Here is a 19865-nt window from a genome sequence, read left to right as displayed (position 1 = left end):
TTCAGTCAAAAACTGCTCAAGCCTGGCTACATGCCCCTCTTTTAGCGCGCTATAGCCTGGCACGGCCAGCTCGGAACCCAGATCAAACAAATCATGCTGCACTGCACCTAAAAAAACGGCCACATGCTCGGGTAAGGACTCCGCCAGCAACAAACCCATGCAGCAGTTAAGTTCATCCACATCACCCAATGCGGCAATGCGCGGCGACTCCTTACCCAGACGGCTGCCGTCGCCCAAGCCGGTAGTGCCATCGTCACCGGTACGGGTCATGATCTTGGAGAGGCGGTTACCCATTGTTGTTATCCTTGCATTGTTCATTCTGGCCAATATCGGCAATGGCCTGACGTACGCTTTCCCGTAACGTCTCACCAAACAGCATGTCGTAATCTTCCTTCATCTGCTGCATCACGCCGGCGAGCATATGCTTGCTCTGCACCTCGATCGCATCCTGCAGCCACAAGGTCAGTTCGACTTTCATGCGCGGCACAATGCGCTGGTAAACCGCATCCAGCAACGCCGCCTCATCCACTACGGCAATGTTTTGCTTTCTTGCCGGAGGCTCGATCGAACTGGCGACAGCCTGTGTCTGATCAAGTAGAGGCATCACCGCGGACGCTGCCACTGCCACTGCCGACATTACGACAGACTCAGGTTCATCCATCAGAGCTGGCATCACGACCGACTTGGGCTCTTCCATCAGCACCGGCATCACGACCGGCTCGGGCTCTTCCATCAGCACCGGCATCACAACAGGCTCGGGCTCTTCCATCAGCACCGGCATCACAACAGGCTCGGGCTCTTCCATCAGCACCGGCATCACAACAGGCTCGGGCTCTTCCATCAGCACCGGCATCACAACAGGCTCGGGCTCTTCCATCAGCACCGGCATCACAACAGGCTCGGGCTCTTCCATCAGCACCGGCATCACAACAGGCTCGGGCTCTTCCATCAGCACCGGCATCACAACAGGCTCGGGCTCTTCCATCAGCACCGGCATCACAACAGGCTCGGGCACCACCTCCAACACGGGCACACCGGCCACTTCAATCTCCGGCTGAAGCGGCAATCCATGCCCGGCCTCCGCCGCAAAAGCAGGCGGCTGCGATGGCGGGCTAAAATCGGAGCGTGCATCCGCAGCCGGCAAGCCGGTGAAACCTGGCAAAGGCTGCATTTCCTCATCGGGAGCATCTGGCACCAGACTCGCCAGATCCAGATCGGGCACATCAGACTGCCAAGAGGAGGATGGCGCTGTTGCGGACAGCGCCAATGCCGGATCTGGAGCGTCGAAGGCAAAGTCGAAGTCTTCCAGCAGACTATCGACCGAGGCCGGTGGCGCGGTGTGATCAAGCCAGTTATCGGCAGGCACCAGTTCGGAAAAAAGTGCCTCGTCTTTTTCTGTTTGATGCGCCGACCCTGCACCCAGCTCAAGATCGATGGCAGGCAGCGACTCGAACAAGGTATCACCCGGCGTAACATCCAGCACAGGGGGCAGCGCCTGCGTTAACGCCGGCGGCAAATCCAGCGGCGCACCGAAGTGCTGGCTGGAGAAAGGCTCCGCCTCAGAAAAAGAGGCGGAAACCGGCAACTCGGTTTCGACCACCTCGGTCAGGACAGGCAGGTTGTCGGGCAAAGCTTGTCCATGCGGTGCAGTAACGGTCATGTTTGGCGATGGCGCATATCATGGTGCTCGATGGCAAGCCCCAGAGAACGATAAAAGCGAAAACGGGTTCGCGCCATGGCTAGCGCGTCCTCATCAACACCGATAATTTCCAGAATACGGGAAAAGGCCGCAGGATCAGCCGGCGGCTCCCCGCCCAGATTCAACAACACCCTATCCTCGCTACAGGCAGCCAGCGACAGCCCCAGCCAGACCGGCGTCTGACTGGCAATGGCATCATCGGCCTTGCAATGCGGGATAAACGCAGTCTCGGACAAGCTCCACAAGCGCGCACTAAAGCGCTCAAGCGCAGCCGCATCCGGCAGCAACACAAACAGCTTGGCCCCCTTGCGGTAGGCAGTTGCCGTCAATTTGCAGGCAAAAGCCGGTGCATCGGCCACACCGGTATAAAAATCAATCTGCGTCATGCTGATCCGGCGCTTCCGTCACCTCGCGACGCGGACGGCCACGACGTACGACATTGCCCAGCGCAATATCGGCGCGGTCTTGCAGGTATTGCACCAGCAGCGGCACGGGTCGACCGGTCGAGCCCTTGTCCTTGCCGCTCTTCCAGGCGGTACCGGCAATATCCAGATGTGCCCAGTCATAGGCCTTGGCAAAGCGCGACAGGAAACAGGCGGCGCTGATGCTGCCACCGGCACGGCCACCGATATTGGCCATATCGGCAAACGGGCTCTTCAGCAGCTCCTGATACTCCTCCCACAGCGGCATATGCCAGGCACGGTCACCGACCTCTTCGCCAGCGGCGACCAGATCGCGTGCCAGCGAGTCTTGCGAGCTGTAAAGCCCGGTCGCCACATGGCCCAGCGCAATCACGCACGCACCGGTCAGGGTCGCCACATCGATAACGGCAGCCGGCTCGAAACGCTCGGCATAAGTCAGTGCATCACACAGAATCAGGCGGCCTTCGGCATCGGTATTCAACACTTCGATAGTCTGGCCCGACATAGAGGTGACAATATCACCCGGCTTGAGCGCCCGTCCGGACGGCATGTTTTCGCAGGTCGGAATCAGCACCACGATATTCAGGGGCAGCTTCATCTCGACGGCGGCGCGGAAGGTACCCAATACGGCAGCAGCACCGCCCATATCGTACTTCATCTCGTCCATGGCTTCGCCCGGCTTGAGCGAGATACCGCCGGAATCAAAAGTAATGCCCTTGCCGACCAGTACAAACGGCTTGTCGGCCTTGTCCCTGGCACCGAAGTAGCGCAGCACGATAAAGCGTGGTTCTAGCTCACTACCCTTGGCCACCGCCAGAAAAGACCCCATGCCTGCCTCTTCTATCGCCGCCTTGTCCAGAATCTCGGCTTCGGCACCAAAGGACTCGGCAATCGCGCGCGCCTGATGCGCCAGATAGTCCGGTGTGCAGACATTGCCCGGCGCATTGCCCAGATCCTTGGTCAGCTTCATGCCGGCTGCGATTGCCTGACCGCGCGCCAGACCGCGCTCTCCATCGGCCAGATCACTGCGCCGTGGCACCGCCAGGGTAAATTTCCGCGGCTCGCGCACGCTCTCGTCCTGACGCGACTTGTATGTATCGCAGCGGTACAAGGTATCCAGCGTCACCACACAGGCTTGCTCGACCATCCATTCTACGTCATGTTTTTTCACACTCAGCTCGGACAGATAGCTGACCACTTCGCTGGACGACGTCTGCGTCAGCGCACGGGCAGAAGTGCGTATCGCTTCACGGTATTCCTTGGCGCGGAATTCGCGCTCCTTGCCCAGCCCCACCAAAAGAACACGGTCGCACAAGGTATGCGGCACCGAATGCAGCAGCAAGGTGCTACCCAGCTTGCCTTCCATATCGCCACGGCGCAACACATCGCCGATAAAGCCGTTGGAGATGCGATCCAGCAAATCAGCCGCCAGCGTCAGCTTGCGCGACTCGTAAACACCGACGACTACGCAGGCTACGCGCTGCTTCTCCGGACTTCCACTTTTAATGTTAAACTCCATGAGCCTGCTCCCGATGCATTACGTATCATTAAGAGAGCCGCCAGAAACCGACAGGCTCCGGCGGGCGACGCCCCGGCGCGGGGCGAAAAATCCATAAGACTGGCCCTTGACGGGCTTTTTCTCATTATCTATACGCTTTTGACAAATTGTCAAAAACAGGCGCATCTTCCCATGGTTTTTCGAAAAAGTCTGACGCGTGAACTGACAGTCACCAGTATCGGCGTGTTTCTTGTACTGTTCGCCATCTTGCTGACCACCCAGACCATCAATATGCTGGGCCGGGCGGCGCAAGGCCGCGTCGCCAACGAAGCGGTCGCGGCCCTGATCGGCTTCTGGGCACTGGGGTTTTTCCCGGTTTTGCTGATCCTCACCATTTTCATCACCGTCATGGTGGTACTGGGCCGTGCCTGGCGCGATCATGAAATGGCGGTATGGTTTTCTTCCGGCATGTCGCTAACCCGCTGGATTGCACCGGTACTGCGCTTCACCCTGCCCTTTACCCTGCTGATCATTATCGGCACTTCGTTTATCGGGCCGTGGGCGCAATACCGCAGCAAGGAATACGCACAAAACCTCAAGCAGCGTGAAGAAATATCGGCACTGGCCCCCGGTGTATTCAAGGAAGCCCAAGGCGGCAAGCGCATCTACTTTATTGAAAGTTACAGCCCCGAAGACGGGGCATCGCGCAATCTGTTTGTGCAGTCCATCGAAAAAGACGAGGTTTCCACCATTTTCGCAGAACAAGGCTCGCTAAGCGTCAATAACAAGGGCGTGCGCGAACTGGTATTGGAAAACGGTCACCGTTATATAGGCGAAGCGGGTTCGGGCGAGTTCGAGATCGGCCAGTTCAAACGCTATAGCGTCAGAATGGGGGAAAGCCCACGCCTGATAGAGCCCACCAGCGACTCGGAAACACGCTCCACGCTAGAATTATTCGCCGGCCACACTGCATCGGATCGCGCCGAACTGGCCTGGCGCCTGTCCATGCCGTTAAGTTCGCTCATTCTCGCGCTGCTCGCCATACCCTTGGCCTATTACAACCCGCGTAGCGGCCATGCTTATAACCTGCTAATGGCGCTGGGTGCTTACCTGCTGTACCAGAATGGCTTGTGGCTGCTGCGCGACTGGATTGCCCATGACAAAATTTCTTCGGCACTGGGCATTCTCCCCATCCATCTTTTGATGCTAGGTATCGCGCTGGGCCTGATCTGGTACCGCAACCGGCCAACCGGCTTTGTTGCGGCGGCATGGAATGCACGTAGACAACAAAATCGCACAAAGACCCGCGCATGAAACAGATTCGCAACTATCTGCTGGCCAGCTTTCTCTCGGCCAGCCTGTTTACCCTGATAGCCCTGATCGGCTTGTATGCCTTTTTTGACGTCATCAAGGAGTTGCCGCGCATAGGCCGGGGCAGCTACGACATTGTCGCCATGCTGGGCTATGTCGCACTGCTGATGCCGGGCCACGCCTACGAATTGATGCCGCTGGCGGTATTGATAGGTTGCATGGTGGCCATGACCCAACTCTCGGCCAGCTCCGAGTACACCGCCATCCGGACCTCTGGGGTGTCGCTGGGGCAAATCGCGCGCACCATGCTGCTTTTCGGCAGCGGCTGCGCGCTGATGGCACTGTTGCTGGGCGAGTTTATTTCGCCCTGGTCGGAGCAGACCGCCGAGAAATTCAAGCTGGACAACACCCGCTCGGTTGTCGCCCAGGAATTCCGCTCGGGACTGTGGGCCAAGGATGACAATAACTTCATCAATATCGGTGAAATGCTGCCGGACACGACCTTGCTGAATATCCGTGTCTACACCTACGACAAAGAATTCAAGCTGACGCGCTCGCGCTTCGCCCAGCGCGGCCGCTACGAAGGCAACGGCTACTGGAAACTGGAGGGTGTACGCGACTCCAACATCGAGCCGGACCGTATCCGCGTGGAAACCTTCCCCACCTTGCAATGGAAGTCGGTACTGCAGCCGGACATTCTATCGGTACTACTGGTGGTACCTGAGCAGATGTCGGCTTACAACCTCAAGGCCTATATCGATCATCTGCGTGCTAACCACCAGAAAACCCAGCGCTATGAGATCGCCTTGTGGAGCAAGCTGTTCTATCCGCTGGCCTGCATCTCGATGGCGCTGGTGGCACTGGCCTTTACCCCGGTTTCGCGCCGCCAGGGTGAAATGGGCGTCAAGCTGTTTACTGGAATTTGTCTCGGCATCGCCTTTCACTTTACCAACCGCCTGTTCGGTCATCTGGGACTGCTTTACGAGTGGAATCCGATCTTTTCGGCAACCGCCCCTACCTTGCTGTTTTTACTGGCCGGCCTCTGGGCCATTGCCCATCAGGAAAGGCGTTAAACCATGCAGCCTTGCGACGACTTTTTAGCGTGTCAAACATGGCGTCGCGAGCTGCAGACCGAACGCCAGTCATTAGCACAACGCTACCGCCATGATGGCCGGGCGCGCGACTATCTGAACCGCCACAGCCTGCTGATAGACGGCTATATCCGCACCATTTGGGATGCGCTGGCGCTTGAGCAGCAAGCCAGCTTGCTGGCCGTCGGCGGCTATGGCCGCGGCCAGCTTTTTCCCTGCTCGGATATCGACCTGCTGATTCTATTGCCGGCCGCGCCGGATGCTTCACTCACTGAGACACTCACCCGCTTTGTCGGCCTGCTATGGGATATCGGGTTGGAAGTCGGCCACAGTGTGCGCACGGTGGCCGAATGCCTGAGCGAGAGCCAGGCCGACCTGACCGTGGAAACCACGCTACTGGAAAACCGGCTGCTATGCGGCAACCCGGTACTGTTTACCGAACTGAATCAGGCTACCACCCGGGTGCGCGACCCGCTGCGCTTTCTCGAAGGCAAGCTGATCGAGCAAACGCAGCGCCATAACCGGCTGTTTTCCGGCACCAGCAATCTGGAGCCCAATCTCAAGGACAGCCCGGGCGGTCTGCGTGACCTGCACACGATTATCTGGCTGGCACGCGCCATCGGTCTTGGCAGCAGCTGGGATATGCTGGTGCAAAAAGACATTCTGACGCCGACCGAAGCGCGCATGTTGCGCATCAGCGAGCGCCAGCTGGAGAAACTGCGCATTGAGCTGCATCTGCAGGCCAAACGGCGTGAAGACCGGCTGATATTCGACCTGCAACAGCAAACCGCACTGACCATGGGCTATGCCGATGCACCGCAGCGCCGCGCCAGCGAAGAGATGATGCAGGCCTACTACAAGGCCTCGCGCATGGTCAGCCAGCTCTCCGGCATCCTGCTGCCCAATATCCGCGCGCTGCTGTTTTGCCCCCTGCCCCGCGTCACGATTGATATCGATAGCCGTTTTTACCGCGTAAACGATATGCTGGGCATACACGGCAACGATGTCTTCGAGGACGACCCCGGCGCGATACTGGAAGCCTTTTTGCATATGCAGCGCCATCCGGAGCTGACCGGCATGGCGCCACGCACCTTGCGCGCCCTGTGGCGCGCGCGCCGCCATATCAACGAGCGCTTTCGTCGCAACCGGCACAACCGCGCCCTGTTTTTGCAGATGTTCCGTGAAAACGGACTGACCCACACCCTGCGCCGGATGAACTTGTATGGCGTATTGGGCAAGTATCTGCCGGCATTCGGCCGTATTATCGGGCGCATGCAGCACGACCTGTTCCATGTTTACACCGTGGAAGAACATATCCTGATGGTGGTGCGCAATCTGCGCCGCTTTGCAGTACCCGCGTTCAATCACGAATATCCCTTGCTCAGCCGCCTGATTAGCAGTTTCGAGCGGCCGGAAGTGCTGTATATCGCCGGCCTGTTCCACGACATCGCCAAGGGGCGCGGCGGCGATCACTCCCAGCTGGGCACGGTGGATGCGGCCGAATTTTGCCAGACCCACGGCTTGTCGTTTGAAGATAGGGAGCTGATAGTCTGGCTGGTACGCGAACACCTGAGCATGTCGACCGTGGCGCAAAAACAGGATATTTACGACCCGGAAACCGTACTGCATTTTGCCGAGACCGTCGGCAACCCGCGCAGGCTGACGGCGCTTTATCTGTTGACTGTCGCCGACATTCGCGGCACCAGCCCAAAAATCTGGAATGGCTGGAAAGCCAAGCTGCTGGAAGACCTGTACCACGCGACCTTGCGGGTACTGGAAAGCGGGGGGGAGGTTGACTGCCAGTCGGTGATCAGCGAGCGTCAGGCGCAGGCACGCGCCGAATTGCGCCTGAATGCCCTGCCCGAGGGTGTGGAAATGCGCTTATGGCAGCAACTGGATACGGTTTATTTCCTGCGCCACGACGCGCGCACCATTGCCTGGCATGCCCGCGTACTTAACCGCCTGGTCGATAGCCCCACGCCCATTGTCAAGGCACGCATGAGCGAGTCGCGCGAAGGCATCGAAGTTCTGGTCTACACCCCCGACCAGAGCACGCTGTTTTCACGCATCTGCGCATTTTTCGGCCGCACCCACTACAGCATCGCCGATGCCCGCGTGCACACCACCCGCCATGGCTACGCACTCGACACTTTCCATGTGTTCATTCCCGAGCATCATGCCGACGACTACCGCGCCATGATCAACTTTATCGAATTTGAACTGGCCCAGCGCCTGCTGTCGGGCGAGACAGCCGCCGTCACAAAATCCGGGCGCATAGACCGCCATCTCAAGCACTTCCCCATCCAGCCTCAGGTGTCGCTGCATCCGGACGACAAGGCGCTTTACTATGTACTGTCCATCGTGGCCGGCGACCGCCCCGGCCTGCTGGCACGCATCAGTCAGGTTCTGGCCGAGCACCGCTTCGGTGTGCACTCGGCCAAGATCATGACGCTAGGCAGTCGGGTAGAAGACTCCTTCTTGCTGTCGGCCGATGGTGGCAGTGACGACAAGGCCCTGCTGGCGCTGGAGTCGGCGCTTACTCAGGCACTGCAGCTCTAAGCTGCCGTGCCTATTGCCTCAGCGCGGTACGCGTATCATGTCGACGCCGCGCAGGGCTGCCAGATCGCGGCCACCGGCATAGCTGACCGAGGACTGCAGATCTTCCTGCAATTCAAGCAGCAGCTTGTCGATACGGCCCTTGTACTCGACCAGAATCTTTTTGCCCTCGACGTTGACGTAAGCACCCTTGTTGAACTGCGAGGCGCTGCCAAAATATTCCTTGTACAGCTTGCCGCTGATCTCGACGATCTCGCCAGCCGACTCGTCAAAACCGGCAAACAGCGAACCCGCCATCACCATGGTCGCGCCACACACCAGCGCCTTGGCAATATCGCCATGCTCGACAATACCGCCATCGGCAATCACCGGCACGCTTACCGCCGCAGCGCAATCCTGCACCGTCGAAATCATCGGACGATGAAAGCCGGTTTTGTTCTTGGTAATGCAGACGCGGCCACCGGCAATGCCGGCCTTGATCGCGTCACAGCCCCAGGCTTCCAGTTCGCGTGCGGCTTCGGCCGTAGCAATATTGCCGCCGATGATAAAGCTGCCCGGAAAGCTGGCCTTCAGATGCTTGATCATGCGTTCGGCCTTGACGCACCAGGCGTTGGCCACATCCAGCGTGATGTACTCGGGGGTCAGGCCAGCCGCCTGAAGATCGCTCACCTGCTGGTAGGAGTCCTCGTTCACGCCCATGCTGATGGAGGCAAACAGGCCTTTTTGCTGCATGTCGGCAACAAATTCGACCACATTCACATTGAAGCGGTGCATGGTGTAAAACCAGCCCAGGCGCGCGAAGTACTCGCAGGATGCGGCATTGACCACGCTTTTCATGTTCGAAGGGTAAACCGGCATGGTAAAACGGCGCGGACCGAAGGCGACCGAGGTATCGCATTCCTTGCGGCTGTCGACCACGGTTTTCTTGGGAACGAGATAGACATCGCCATAGTTGATTTCGGTGCTGATCATGCTGTGCCTCACGGGAATTTACGGGATTAAAAACAGGGGGCCCCATAAAAAAAGGGAACCGTCGCCGGCTCCCGTTTGCACTTTCCCCGCAGCGGCGTTTGGCGCGCTGCACGTCAGTTCGGCTACACATTAGCGTGTGACTCTTGCTGGCGTCAACCCTTTTATCTCGACATAAAACTACTTACGCAAACAGCATGGCTAGCCGCCAAAAACATCGCCGTCTTGCATATCGACGACCCCGCCCAGACTATCGAGCAAGTGCCGGCGCAGCGCATCGGCCTGCGCCAGCGGCAGGCTGACCCTCAGACGCACCTGCTCAGCGTAACAGGCTTGCACAATGGCAAGACCATGCTGTACACACCAGTGGCGCAGGCTGTTTTCATGGGCAAAACCACACACCAGCCACCAGGAAGCCAACGCGACAACAGGCGTTTTGTCTGCGGCATCCAGCGCCGCCACCGCCGCCTGGCTATAGGCACGCATCAGACCGCCTGCACCCAGCTTGATCCCGCCAAAATAACGCACCACCACCAGCAAGACATTCTGCAACTGACGGTGCACCAGCACATTGTAAATCGGCCGTGCCGCCGTACCGGAAGGCTCGCCATCGTCATCCATACCCGAGTCGCCGGCGCACAGTAAAACCCAGCACACATGGCGCGCCGACGGGTGCTCGCTGCGGATGCGAGCCAGTTCGCGCTGCGCCTGCGCCCGCTCGCTGACCGGCAGCGCCATGGCGATAAATCGGCTCTTGCGGATGTCTGTTTCGGCTTGTGCCGCTTGCTTGATCTGATACATGGGCGCGAGTCTAGCGCCGGACGCGGCCAAAGGTAAGGGCAAATACCGCATTGCCCTTACCTGCCTAAACACCGACAATGCAATATCGCCATAAATATCTGGAGCTTGCCATGACAGCCGGCATCTGGCTCAGCCTGGCACTGGCTGCGCTGATAGGTGAATTTTTAAGCGGGACATTTTATCTGCTGGTTTTCAGCGCATCTTTTGCCATCGCATCGCTCGCCAGCTTCTTTGGCGCCGCACCCGCCGTGCAACTGATACTGGCCAGTATCAGCGCCCTTGTTGGCGTTGCCTTTTTGCGCCGCCATCGCAAACGCCTCAACACACAAACCCGCGCCCGCGTGGATGACCCGGATCTGGGACAGCGCGTCGAAATATTGCATATAGACGACGCACGCCAGGCTCGGGTGCAATACCGTGGCACCAGTTGGGACGCCGAAGTCAGGTCACCCAGGCTCACCGAAGGCCAACACGCCTATATTGTCGGTCGTGACGGCAACCGCCTGATCGTCGACACCACCCCACCGGAGGAAAACGCATGATTTCCACACTCGTTTTATTCGCCGCCGCACTGGTATTCGTGCTGCAGGCAGTCCGCGTCGTGCCGCAGCAAAGCGCGCTGGTGGTCGAGCGCCTTGGCCGCTTCCATGCCGTACTCAAGCCCGGCCTCAATATCATCATTCCCTTTGTCGACCGGGTCGCCTACCGCCACAGCCTGAAAGAGAGTCCGCTGGATGTACCCAGCCAGATCTGCATCACGCGCGACAACACCCAGCTCAAGGTCGACGGCATCCTGTACTTCCAGGTGACCGATCCGCAGCGCGCAAGCTACGGCTCCAGCGACTACATCATGGCGATTACCCAACTGGCGCAAACCACCTTGCGTTCGGTCATCGGCAAGATGGAACTGGACAAGACTTTCGAGGAGCGCGACGAAATCAACACCTCGGTCGTCGCCGCACTGGACGAAGCCGCCTCCAGCTGGGGCGTAAAGGTTTTGCGCTACGAAATCAAGGACTTGGTTCCGCCCCAAGAAATCCTGCACGCGATGCAATCGCAGATTACCGCCGAGCGCGAGAAGCGCGCGCTGATTGCAGCATCCGAGGGGCGCAAGCAAGAACAGATCAATATCGCCGCCGGCCAGCGTGAAGCCTCCATCCAGAAGTCCGAAGGCGAAATGCAGGCGGCCATCAATACCGCGCAAGGTGAAGCCGAAGCCCTGCGTCTGGTCGCCGATGCCAATGCCCACGCGCTGCGTGCCGTGGCGCAAGCCATTGCCGAACCTTCCGGCATCGAGGCAGTCAACCTCAAAGTGGCCGAGCAATATGTCGAAGCCTTCGCCAAACTGGCCAAAACCGGCAATACACTGATTCTGCCGGCCAATGCAGGCGATGTAGCCGGACTGGTCGCCACTGCCTTGTCCGTGGTCAAACAGGCACCTAAAAGCTAAACTGCATGGCCGCGCTTGTCTTGGCGCGGCCAAGCCCACATAATTCCCCGCATGAAAATACTGACCGACCTCCTCCCCGTCCTGCTGTTTTTTGCCACTTACTGGTTTACCCGCGACATTTTCTCGGCCACCGCGGTTGCCATCGTCGCCACCGCCGCCATGGTTGCCCTTGCCTGGGTACGCCACCGCAAGGTCGACACCATGCAATGGGTCAGCCTGGCGCTGATCGTGGTACTGGGCGGCGCCACCCTGCTGTTTCACGACAAGCAGTTCATTATGTGGAAACCCACTTTGCTGTACTGGGCCATGGGCGCAGGTCTGCTGATCGGTGAGCTGGCCGGAAAAAACGGCATCAAGGCCATGATGAAAGAGCAGGTTGCCCTGCCCGACCCCGTCTGGCGCAAGCTTAATTTTGCCTGGGTCGCTTTCTTTGCCTTTATGGGGGCGCTCAATCTGTATGTGGCCATGAGCTTCAGCGAAGAAATCTGGGTCAACTTCAAACTGTTCGGCGGCATGGGGCTGATGCTGGCCTTCGTGCTTGCACAAAGCCTGTATCTGTCACGCTTTATCGAGGAAAAACCGTAATGCTGTACGTTATTCAGGGTGAAGACGTGGCAGGCTCGCTGCCGCAGCGTCAGGCCGCCCGCCCCGCCCATCTTGCGCGCCTGCAAGCCTTGCAGGACGCAGGCCGCCTGCTGCTGGCCGGTCCTTTTCCGGCCATTGATGCCATAGATCCGGGCCCGGCCGGCTTTTCCGGCAGCCTGATCGTGGCCGAGTTCGCCTCGCTCGCCGACGCGCAGGCATGGGCCGGAGCCGACCCTTATGTCGATGCCGGCGTTTATGCCCAAGTAACAGTCAAACCGTTTCGCAAGGTACTGCCAGCATGAGCGAAACCATCCGCCTGATGCAGGACAAGCTGGCTACCCTGGCGCCGCAACATATCGACATCCGTGACGACAGTGCCAAGCATGCGGGTCACGCCGGTGCACGCTCAGGTGGCGGCCATTACCAGCTCTACATCGTCAGCGACGCCTTTGCCGGCCTGACAACGCTGGCGCGCCACCGTCTGGTCTACGACACACTGGGTGAGATGATGCAGGTGCGCATACACGCACTGAGCATCAGCGCCAAGACTGCACAAGAATCCTGAACCCGAACTTGCCCGAGCAAGCACGCCATTTCGACCAAGAAAGCAGAAAACCAGATGAAGAAACTGACCCTAGTGACCGCCGCAGTGCTGTCGGCCTTTTCCTTTGCCGCCCAGGCCGCCTCGGTCAACGGCCAGGCCATTTCCCAGCAGCGCATCGACGCTGTCGTCAAAATGATGCAGGCACAAGGCCAGCAGCAGGTATCGCCGGCCATGGCGAGCGAGCAGATCATTACCGCCGAAATCCTGCGTCAGGAGGCGGTTAAGCGCGGCCTGGACAAGTCGCCAGCCGTACGCGCCCAGTTGCAGAACCTGGAAGCCATGACCCTGGCCGACGAGTTGCTGCGCGACCATGTACGCCGCAACCCGATAACCGATGCCAAACTGCTGGCTGAATACAATGCGCTGAAAGCGCAAATGCCCGCCAAGAAGAGCTACCGCGCGCGCCACATCCTGGTGAAAACCGAAGCCGAAGCCCAGGCCATTATTGCCGCGCTGAAAAAAGGCAAGCCGTTTGTCCAGCTGGCCAAGGAAAAATCGCAAGATCCGGGTAGTGCAGTACAAGGCGGGGATCTGGGCTGGAGCGAGCCGGGTGCGTATGTGCCACCATTTGCCGAAGCACTGGGTAAACTGTCCAAGGGCCAGGTGACCGCCGTTCCGGTGAAAACCGATTTCGGCTGGCACATTATCCAGCTGGAAGACAGCAAGAGCGAAAGCCTGCCACCACTGGACAGCATCCGTCCACAACTGACCCAGCGCGTACAGGGCATGATGGTCGAGGACTATATCAAGTCGCTCAAGAGCAAGGCACAGATCCAGCCTTAAGTCCTGATGGACACGGATTCAGCGAGCCCCGCCAATGTGCGGGGCTTTTTTCTGCCCGCAACATTTATGCCGAACACCAAAGCCCAGCAAATTGACAAAGCATAGTGCGTAAACCATACCTTTAGGGCAACGCTTTCAAGGAGAAACCTATGCGCCGCTTTGCTCCCGCCCTACTCTTTGCCCTTGCCAGCCCGGTGTTTGCTGCCTCTCCCATGCAGCCCGGGTTATGGGAAATCACCACCGTTATCCAGATTCCCGGCGTCAAGACAGACATTCCGCCCGTCGTCGCACGCCAGTGCTTTACCACAGCCCAGCTCAAAGAAACCGAACACCCGCTGCCGGCCAGTCCGGGCTGCACCATCACGGACAGCAAACACAGCGGCGAAATCACCCGCTGGCAGATGCAGTGCAAGATGGAGAACAGCGTCATGAATGCCACCGGCGAGATCCATTACAGCGCCCAGTCCTATCAGGGCAGTGCCCGCTTTAGTGACAGCAGCGGCAAGAAAACCGAAACGGTCATGCACCGCTATAACGGCAAACGCTTGGGTGCATGCCCCTGAGTCTGCCCAATTCTGGCCACAAGCCGGCATCCCAATTCAAATTTTTCAGGCAAATACCGGATACGTGCGCCATAACAAGACGGTGCAAGCTGCCTTTGCCGGCAGCTTGTTTTTCACAAGCACGCAGCCCGCCATGCCGTAACGCGCCAATCCTGACACTGCGGCATGCTGCGGGCGGATAGCAAAACAGGAGATGTGCATGTACCTCATCAACACCGGCGACACGGCCTTTATCATTTTATGTACGGCGCTGGTCTGCCTGATGACCCCCGGGCTCGCATTGTTCTACGGCGGACTGGTGCGCAGCCGCAGCATGCTGTCCATCATGATGCAAAACTTCATTTCCATGGGCGTGATTACCGTGGTGTGGATTTTTGGCGGCTTCAGTCTGGCTTTTGGCCCCGATGTCGGCGGCGTGATCGGCGATTTAAGCTACTTCGGCTTCAGTGGCGTCGGCGCCATGCCGCATCCGCATTATGCGCCGTCCATCCCCTTTATCATGTTCTTTGCCTACCAGATGATGTTTGCCATCATCACGCCGGCGCTGATCACCGGTGCTTTTGCCGAGCGCTTTGATTTCAAGGCCTATCTGAAATTCATCGTACTGTGGATGCTGCTGATCTATGTGCCGGTCGCCCACTGGATCTGGGGTGGTGGCTTTCTGGCCAAACTGGGTGCGATCGACTTCGCTGGCGGCATTGTGGTGCATACCACCGCCGGCTTTGCCGCACTGGCCACCGTGATGTTCCTGGGCAAGCGCGACATTGAGCCCGGCGACAAGCCCGAGCCTAGCAATCTGCCACTGGTGGCCATCGGTGCCGGCCTGTTATGGTTCGGCTGGTTCGGCTTTAATGCTGGCGGCGCCTATGCTGCCAATGCTCTGGCAGCCTACGCCTTCGTCAACACGGCGGTAGCTGGTGCTGTGGCCATGGTGGTGTGGCTGCTGCTGGCCTGGCGCTTTGAAGCCAAACCCAGCTTCTCCGGCGTACTGGTTGGCGGCGTAGCGGGTCTGGCCACCATCACTCCGACCGCCGGCTATGTCGAACCCTGGGCGGCGGTTTTGATCGGAGCCATCGGCGCGACCGTGTGCTACTTCGCCAAGGTGCTGCAGGCACGCTTCAAATACGATGACGCGCTGGAAGTGTTCCGTGCCCACGGCGTGGGTGGCGTCACCGGCTCCTTGCTGGTCGGCCTGTTGGCCAACCGTGCCATCGACGACGTCAGCGGCGGCCTGCACCAGTTCGCCATCCAGCTTCTGGCCGTGGTGATTGTTGCCGTGTACTCCTTTGGCGTGACCTGGATGATCATGAAGCTGATCCACAAACCGCGCGTCAGCCGCGCCGAAGAGGAAGAAGGGCTGGACGAAGCCCTGCACGGCGAACACGCCTACCATTTCGACAAGAAAAGCTAAATATCAGTGATGTCAAAGACGGCACAAACCGGCAGAAATAGCCGGTTTGTGCCGTTTATGTGTAGATGAACACCCGCACAGGGCTTATATGAAAACGCCGATTGCCCTATTATCGCAGCCCCGATGCCTGAAAGCCCCGACTTGCACCCTATGACTGCCACCACCTCCGACCCGTTTGAAACCTCGGCCCTGACCGATTACCTGCAGGTGCACAAAGCCAGCCTGATTACCTCGGACGGCAGCTATGCCGTATCGGTGCAAGGCGAAATCTGTCTGGGCAAGCGCGTCATTTCCTACCATCTGGTGCCGGACGAAGGCTTTCTGGGCAAGAGTGCCAAGTGGCGGCGCATGGACAACGCAGCCAAGCTCGCCCTGCTGCGCGAGCGCTGGAACGAAAACACCCGCGCCCAACTCGAAGCCAAACTAAGCGCCTGCGCGCAGCAAGTCATCGCGCTGGCGGCCGAGTTCGAACTGGACCCGACCCGGGCATTGGGTGCCTTCAAGGCCAAGTACGAGCGGTCCAGCACCCGCGTCACACTGGCACTGGACCGCATCAAGGAGCTGGCCAGCACGCTGGACGCCGAGCGCCAGGCAAAAAAGACCCGCGATGCCGTCAACCTGTCGCTCTATCCCGAGTCCTTTACCATGGCGCAAGGCATGGCGCGCCATTTCATCGCGGTACTTGGGCCGACCAACTCGGGCAAGACCCACGGCGCGATGGAGCATCTGGCCAGCGCGAAAAGCGGTGCCTATCTGGCACCCTTGCGCTTGCTGGCCATCGAAAACTACCAGCGTCTTCTGGATGCCGGCGTTGCGGTCAGCCTGATTACCGGCGAGCAGCGCAAGCTGCACCCAGGGGCCACCCACGTTGCCAGCACCGTGGAGATGCTCAACCCCAACAAGATGATCGAGGTCGCGGTCATTGACGAAATCCAGCTGCTGGATGACCCGGACCGTGGCGCGGCCTGGACCGCTGCCGTGTGCGGCGTACCGGCCAAAACGGTGTATCTGCTGGGCGCGCTGGAAGCACGTGGCGCAATCGAGTCGCTGGTCAAACGCGTAGGCGGCACGCTGGAAGTACGCGAGCTGCAACGCATGTCGCCACTGGAAATGGAAAAAGCGCCCTTGGGCTCGCTGAAAAACCTCAAGCCGGGCGATGTACTGATCGCATTTTCGCGCCGCGAAGTGCTTAACTGGCGCGACCAGGCCATCGAGCAGGGTTTTGCCGTGTCCGCCATCTATGGCAATCTGTCGCCCGAAGTGCGCCAGGCACAGGCCGAACGCTTTATCAGCGGTGAAACCAGCATCGTGGTCGGCACCGACGCCATCGGTATGGGCTTGAATACGCCGGCGCGGCGCGTCATCTTCACCACCGCCAACAAATGGGACGGCTACGCCGAAGGGATGATCAGCGCGTCACTGGCCAAACAGATTGCCGGTCGCGCCGGGCGCTTCGGCCAGCACGAGGCCGGCTTTGTCGCGGGGCTGGATGGGCGCACGCACAAGGCGATTGCCGCCTTGCTGCTGGAAAAATCCGACCCGTTGCCCACCAGCGGCTTTTACGTCGCACCCAACCTCGACTATCTGGAGCAGATCGCCGCGGCCACCGGGCAAGACAAGCTGGAGCCTTTGCTGGAGCTGTTTACCAAACACATCAATGTACATGACGAATTCTTCCTGCCGGCCAACCTGTCCGAACAAATGGCCAAGGCGCGCTGGCTGGATGCGCTGCCGCTAAGCCTGCCCGATCGCGTCACCTTCAGCCTGTGTCCGGTCTCGACCAAGATTCCCATGCTGGAAAACGCCTTGCACGACTGGGCCGAGTGCCGCGCCAAAAAGCGCAGCGCCTCGCTGTTGCGCATGGAAGGCACCGGCGGACGCCAACGCCTGCAATATCTGGAAGACACCTGCAAGCTGTATGCCGCCTATGCCTGGCTGGGCTATCGCATGCCGGACACCTTCCCGCACGGCGAGATGGCACAAAGCCTGATGCAATCGACCTCGGAAGAAATCGATACCTTGCTGCAGCGCCAGAACAGCCAGTTGCGCCACCCGAAAAAGCCGCAAAATAGCCGCCGGGGGCCGCCTTCAGGCAATCGCTCGCGTCGCGGCTGATTCAGGCCGGCTATGCTGTCCTTGTCAAACGACAGGGGCAGCACATGAAAAGCCAGCGTACCGAATACGATTCCATGGGGCCGGTCGAGATCGCAGACGGCCGGTTATGGGGTGCGCAAACCCAGCGCGCCCTCGCCCACTTTGCCATTGGCGAAACGCCGATGCCGCATGCGCTGTTAAGCGCTTATGCGCGCCTGAAAAAAGCCTGTGCGCTGGCCAATAGCGAGCTTGGGCAATTGACAGCGGCGCAAAGCGCACTGATCTGTCAGGTGTGCGACGAAATACTGGCAGGCCGGCACGACGCGCAATTTCCACTGCCGCCATGGATAAGCGGCAGCGGCACCCAGTTCAATATGAACGTCAATGAAGTTGTCGCCAATCGCGCAAGCGAGCTTGCCGGCGAAGCGCCAGGCAGCCACCAGCCGCTACACCCCAACGACCACGTCAACCGCTCCACCTCCAGCAACGACACCTTCCCCACGGCCATGCATATCGCGGCAGCGCTGGCCACCCATCAGCACGTGTTGCCGGCCCTTGCCCGCCTGCAACACGGCTGCGCCGACAAAGGCCGCGAATGGCAATGGCTGTTCAAGGTCGGGCGCACCCATCTGATGGACGCAGTACCGATGCGCATGGGGCAGGAATGGCAAGCCTTTGCCAGCCAGTTGCTGGCCGCGCATGCCGACATTAGCCATGCACTGGCCGGCGTGATGCAACTGGCGCTGGGCGGCACGGCAGTGGGCAGCGGCCTTGGCGCGCCGCCGGGATTTGCCCGCGCCGCCATCCTGCATCTGGCCAACTTCACCGGCCTGCCCTTTCGCGAGGCGGATGATCACTTTGCCGCCCAGGGCGCGCACGACGCCCTCGCCCGCCTGTCCGCGTCGCTCAAGACACTCGCCGCCATCCTGTTCAAGATCGCCAACGATGTGCGCCTGCTGGCCAGTGGCCCGCGCTGCGGCCTGGCCGAGCTGAAACTGCCGGACAACGAACCGGGCTCTTCCATCATGCCGGGCAAGGTCAACCCCACCCAGTGCGAGATGCTGGCCATGGTGGCATTGCAGATCATGGCCAACGATCAGGCGGTGACGCTTGGCAACGCTGGCGGCATGCTGCAGATGAATGTGTACAAGCCGCTGATCATACGCAACCTGCTGGAGTCCTTGCGCCTGGCGGGCGATGCGATGGACAGCTTTAACCGGCACCTCGTCGCAAACTGCCAGGCCGACAGCGCCCGCCTTGCACGCGATGTCGAGAGCACGCTGATGCGCGTAACCGCGCTGGCACCGGTCATAGGCTATGAGCAGGCAGCCAGAATCGCACAGCTGGCATTGACGCAAGATTTGCCGCTACGGGTAGCAGCCTTGCAAATGGGAGTGGAAGCGGCGCTGTTCGATAAGCTCTGCGATGCGGGCGCAATGGCAGGACCAGACAGGAAGACAGATCCAGACTAGGCAGCGCAGCGCGCCAATCCGCTTGTCGCCAAAAGTTGCAAAGCCGCCTCCAGCATCGCCGTCTGGGCAGCCAAGGCACCTGCGGTAGCCTCGACATTGATATACGGGATAGCGTGAGCTGCAGCGTAAACAGACAAGGAGCCATCGTCCGGCGCGTTCTTGTCTTGCAGCACCACATTGAAACCCTGCGCGGCCAGCGGCAAGAACAGCCGCTTTTCGCTCACCAGTAAAAACTGGTCGGGCGAAACACCCGGCGCCAATGACACTTCAGCGGCGCTACTGGCTAGCGCGCCGCCGGGCAAATAGCTGGCGGCCGAATAGCCGCCGGGATGGTTATTGTGCAGGCTGATGATGGCACTGGCGCTATCTGGCGCCAGTTGCGCAAGCAAAGTCTCGGTAAAGCCGGCCAGCGCGAGGCGCGCGGCCGCGCTGTTCGAACCGTAGTGTTCCAGTGTTGCCGCGAGCCCTGCCCGGCTGAAGATACGGTTGGGATCGGCGCGTGCATCATCGCCATTCACCCCAAAGCGCAACAGGCGCCCGCCGCCATGGTGCAAAC

20 protein-coding genes are annotated in these 19865 nt (G+C 59.7%); 13 read left to right on the top strand and 7 right to left on the bottom strand.

The window, feature by feature from the left end; all coding sequences use genetic code 11:
- The 4 genes from EGI20_RS10575 to EGI20_RS10560 form a co-directional block, all read right to left on the bottom strand.
- The coding region (locus tag EGI20_RS10575) for an ATP:cob(I)alamin adenosyltransferase (RefSeq protein WP_498631425.1) at positions 1–294 on the bottom strand (294 nt) is incomplete at its 3' end.
- Positions 287–1660 (bottom strand): hypothetical protein, encoded by a 1374-nt coding sequence (locus EGI20_RS10570; protein WP_498631424.1) that lies wholly within the window; start codon positions 1658–1660, stop codon positions 287–289. The genes EGI20_RS10575 and EGI20_RS10570, both read right to left, overlap by 8 nt.
- Positions 1657–2085 carry a DNA polymerase III subunit chi gene (locus EGI20_RS10565; RefSeq protein ID WP_498631423.1) on the bottom strand — a complete coding sequence of 143 codons (429 nt, stop codon included), beginning with the start codon at positions 2083–2085 and terminating at the stop codon, positions 1657–1659. Before EGI20_RS10565 ends, EGI20_RS10570 begins: the two co-directional genes overlap by 4 nt.
- A complete protein-coding gene (locus EGI20_RS10560; protein WP_124736145.1) occupies positions 2072–3640 on the bottom strand; it encodes a leucyl aminopeptidase in 1569 nt (522 codons plus the stop codon). The genes EGI20_RS10565 and EGI20_RS10560 overlap by 14 nt, the downstream gene beginning before the upstream one ends.
- Positions 3641–3811: 171 nt before the next feature.
- Here EGI20_RS10560 and lptF point away from each other — a divergent pair, with 171 nt between their 5' ends.
- Genes lptF through EGI20_RS10545 form a run of 3 tightly spaced genes read left to right on the top strand, consistent with a single transcriptional unit; the run spans position 3812 to position 8580 of the window.
- On the top strand, positions 3812–4933 hold the full coding sequence (gene lptF / locus EGI20_RS10555) for an LPS export ABC transporter permease LptF (RefSeq protein ID WP_498631422.1): 1122 nt from the start codon (positions 3812–3814) through the stop codon (positions 4931–4933).
- Positions 4930–6003 carry an LPS export ABC transporter permease LptG gene (lptG, locus tag EGI20_RS10550; protein ID WP_498631421.1) on the top strand — a complete coding sequence of 358 codons (1074 nt, stop codon included), beginning with the start codon at positions 4930–4932 and terminating at the stop codon, positions 6001–6003. Before lptF ends, lptG begins: the two co-directional genes overlap by 4 nt.
- A 3-nt stretch (positions 6004–6006) precedes the next feature.
- On the top strand, positions 6007–8580 hold the full coding sequence (locus EGI20_RS10545) for a [protein-PII] uridylyltransferase (protein ID WP_498631420.1): 2574 nt from the start codon (positions 6007–6009) through the stop codon (positions 8578–8580).
- An 18-nt stretch (positions 8581–8598) separates the two neighbouring features.
- Here EGI20_RS10545 and EGI20_RS10540 read toward each other — a convergent pair whose 3' ends face one another.
- Positions 8599–9549, bottom strand: coding sequence for a GMP reductase (locus EGI20_RS10540; protein ID WP_498631419.1), 951 nt, complete (start codon positions 9547–9549; stop codon positions 8599–8601).
- A 198-nt stretch (positions 9550–9747) separates the two neighbouring features.
- A complete protein-coding gene (locus EGI20_RS10535; protein WP_498631418.1) occupies positions 9748–10347 on the bottom strand; it encodes an IMPACT family protein in 600 nt (199 codons plus the stop codon).
- A 110-nt stretch (positions 10348–10457) separates the two neighbouring features.
- On the opposite strand from EGI20_RS10535, the gene EGI20_RS10530 reads away from it, so the two are divergent.
- The 10 genes from EGI20_RS10530 (at position 10458) to EGI20_RS10485 (ending at position 19309) form a co-directional block, all read left to right on the top strand.
- Positions 10458–10889, top strand: coding sequence for an NfeD family protein (locus tag EGI20_RS10530; protein WP_498631417.1), 432 nt, complete (start codon positions 10458–10460; stop codon positions 10887–10889).
- Positions 10886–11797 (top strand): SPFH domain-containing protein, encoded by a 912-nt coding sequence (locus EGI20_RS10525; RefSeq protein ID WP_498631416.1) that lies wholly within the window; start codon positions 10886–10888, stop codon positions 11795–11797. The genes EGI20_RS10530 and EGI20_RS10525 overlap by 4 nt, the downstream gene beginning before the upstream one ends.
- A gap of 51 nt (positions 11798–11848) precedes the next feature.
- Complete coding sequence (locus EGI20_RS10520) at positions 11849–12382, top strand: septation protein A (protein WP_498631415.1); 534 nt, start codon at positions 11849–11851, stop codon at positions 12380–12382.
- Complete coding sequence (locus EGI20_RS10515; protein ID WP_498631414.1) at positions 12382–12684, top strand: YciI family protein; 303 nt, start codon at positions 12382–12384, stop codon at positions 12682–12684. Before EGI20_RS10520 ends, EGI20_RS10515 begins: the two co-directional genes overlap by 1 nt.
- Positions 12681–12947, top strand: a complete 267-nt coding sequence (locus EGI20_RS10510; RefSeq protein WP_498631413.1) for a BolA family protein — start codon at positions 12681–12683, stop codon at positions 12945–12947. Before EGI20_RS10515 ends, EGI20_RS10510 begins: the two co-directional genes overlap by 4 nt.
- Positions 12948–13001: 54 nt before the next feature.
- Complete coding sequence (locus EGI20_RS10505) at positions 13002–13769, top strand: peptidylprolyl isomerase (RefSeq protein ID WP_498631412.1); 768 nt, start codon at positions 13002–13004, stop codon at positions 13767–13769.
- A 149-nt stretch (positions 13770–13918) separates the two neighbouring features.
- On the top strand, positions 13919–14332 hold the full coding sequence (locus tag EGI20_RS10500; protein ID WP_498631411.1) for a DUF3617 domain-containing protein: 414 nt from the start codon (positions 13919–13921) through the stop codon (positions 14330–14332).
- Between the two features lie 199 nt (positions 14333–14531).
- On the top strand, positions 14532–15743 hold the full coding sequence (locus EGI20_RS10495) for an ammonium transporter (RefSeq protein WP_498631410.1): 1212 nt from the start codon (positions 14532–14534) through the stop codon (positions 15741–15743).
- Positions 15744–15866: 123 nt separating this feature from the next.
- Positions 15867–17858, top strand: a complete 1992-nt coding sequence (locus EGI20_RS10490; RefSeq protein WP_498631409.1) for a helicase-related protein — start codon at positions 15867–15869, stop codon at positions 17856–17858.
- Positions 17859–17902: 44 nt separating this feature from the next.
- Positions 17903–19309: a class II fumarate hydratase gene (locus tag EGI20_RS10485; RefSeq protein WP_498631408.1), complete on the top strand. Its 1407-nt coding sequence runs from the start codon at positions 17903–17905 to the stop codon at positions 19307–19309.
- On the opposite strand, the gene EGI20_RS10480 is transcribed toward EGI20_RS10485, so the two are convergent.
- Positions 19306–19865 (bottom strand): hypothetical protein (locus EGI20_RS10480; protein WP_498631407.1); only part of this gene is annotated, 560 nt, incomplete at its 5' end. The genes EGI20_RS10485 and EGI20_RS10480 overlap by 4 nt on opposite strands.

This window comes from Aquitalea sp. S1-19, from assembly GCF_024343515.1.
Note: the sequence above shows the minus strand (reverse complement) of the source record. Positions and strands in the feature narration are given on the sequence as shown.

What these genes read in the sequence shown, in the direction of transcription:
- EGI20_RS10570 (WP_498631424.1), bottom strand. Translation starts at nt 1,660, where the DNA reads ATGACCGTTACTGCACCGCATGGACAAGCTTTGCCCGACAACCTGCCT.
- EGI20_RS10565 (WP_498631423.1), bottom strand. Translation starts at nt 2,085, where the DNA reads ATGACGCAGATTGATTTTTATACCGGTGTGGCCGATGCACCGGCTTTT.
- EGI20_RS10560 (WP_124736145.1), bottom strand. Translation starts at nt 3,640, where the DNA reads ATGGAGTTTAACATTAAAAGTGGAAGTCCGGAGAAGCAGCGCGTAGCC.
- lptF (WP_498631422.1), top strand. Translation starts at nt 3,812, where the DNA reads ATGGTTTTTCGAAAAAGTCTGACGCGTGAACTGACAGTCACCAGTATC.
- lptG (WP_498631421.1), top strand. Translation starts at nt 4,930, where the DNA reads ATGAAACAGATTCGCAACTATCTGCTGGCCAGCTTTCTCTCGGCCAGC.
- EGI20_RS10545 (WP_498631420.1), top strand. Translation starts at nt 6,007, where the DNA reads ATGCAGCCTTGCGACGACTTTTTAGCGTGTCAAACATGGCGTCGCGAG.
- EGI20_RS10540 (WP_498631419.1), bottom strand. Translation starts at nt 9,549, where the DNA reads ATGATCAGCACCGAAATCAACTATGGCGATGTCTATCTCGTTCCCAAG.
- EGI20_RS10535 (WP_498631418.1), bottom strand. Translation starts at nt 10,347, where the DNA reads ATGTATCAGATCAAGCAAGCGGCACAAGCCGAAACAGACATCCGCAAG.
- EGI20_RS10530 (WP_498631417.1), top strand. Translation starts at nt 10,458, where the DNA reads ATGACAGCCGGCATCTGGCTCAGCCTGGCACTGGCTGCGCTGATAGGT.
- EGI20_RS10525 (WP_498631416.1), top strand. Translation starts at nt 10,886, where the DNA reads ATGATTTCCACACTCGTTTTATTCGCCGCCGCACTGGTATTCGTGCTG.
- EGI20_RS10520 (WP_498631415.1), top strand. Translation starts at nt 11,849, where the DNA reads ATGAAAATACTGACCGACCTCCTCCCCGTCCTGCTGTTTTTTGCCACT.
- EGI20_RS10515 (WP_498631414.1), top strand. Translation starts at nt 12,382, where the DNA reads ATGCTGTACGTTATTCAGGGTGAAGACGTGGCAGGCTCGCTGCCGCAG.
- EGI20_RS10510 (WP_498631413.1), top strand. Translation starts at nt 12,681, where the DNA reads ATGAGCGAAACCATCCGCCTGATGCAGGACAAGCTGGCTACCCTGGCG.
- EGI20_RS10505 (WP_498631412.1), top strand. Translation starts at nt 13,002, where the DNA reads ATGAAGAAACTGACCCTAGTGACCGCCGCAGTGCTGTCGGCCTTTTCC.
- EGI20_RS10500 (WP_498631411.1), top strand. Translation starts at nt 13,919, where the DNA reads ATGCGCCGCTTTGCTCCCGCCCTACTCTTTGCCCTTGCCAGCCCGGTG.
- EGI20_RS10495 (WP_498631410.1), top strand. Translation starts at nt 14,532, where the DNA reads ATGTACCTCATCAACACCGGCGACACGGCCTTTATCATTTTATGTACG.
- EGI20_RS10490 (WP_498631409.1), top strand. Translation starts at nt 15,867, where the DNA reads ATGCCTGAAAGCCCCGACTTGCACCCTATGACTGCCACCACCTCCGAC.
- EGI20_RS10485 (WP_498631408.1), top strand. Translation starts at nt 17,903, where the DNA reads ATGAAAAGCCAGCGTACCGAATACGATTCCATGGGGCCGGTCGAGATC.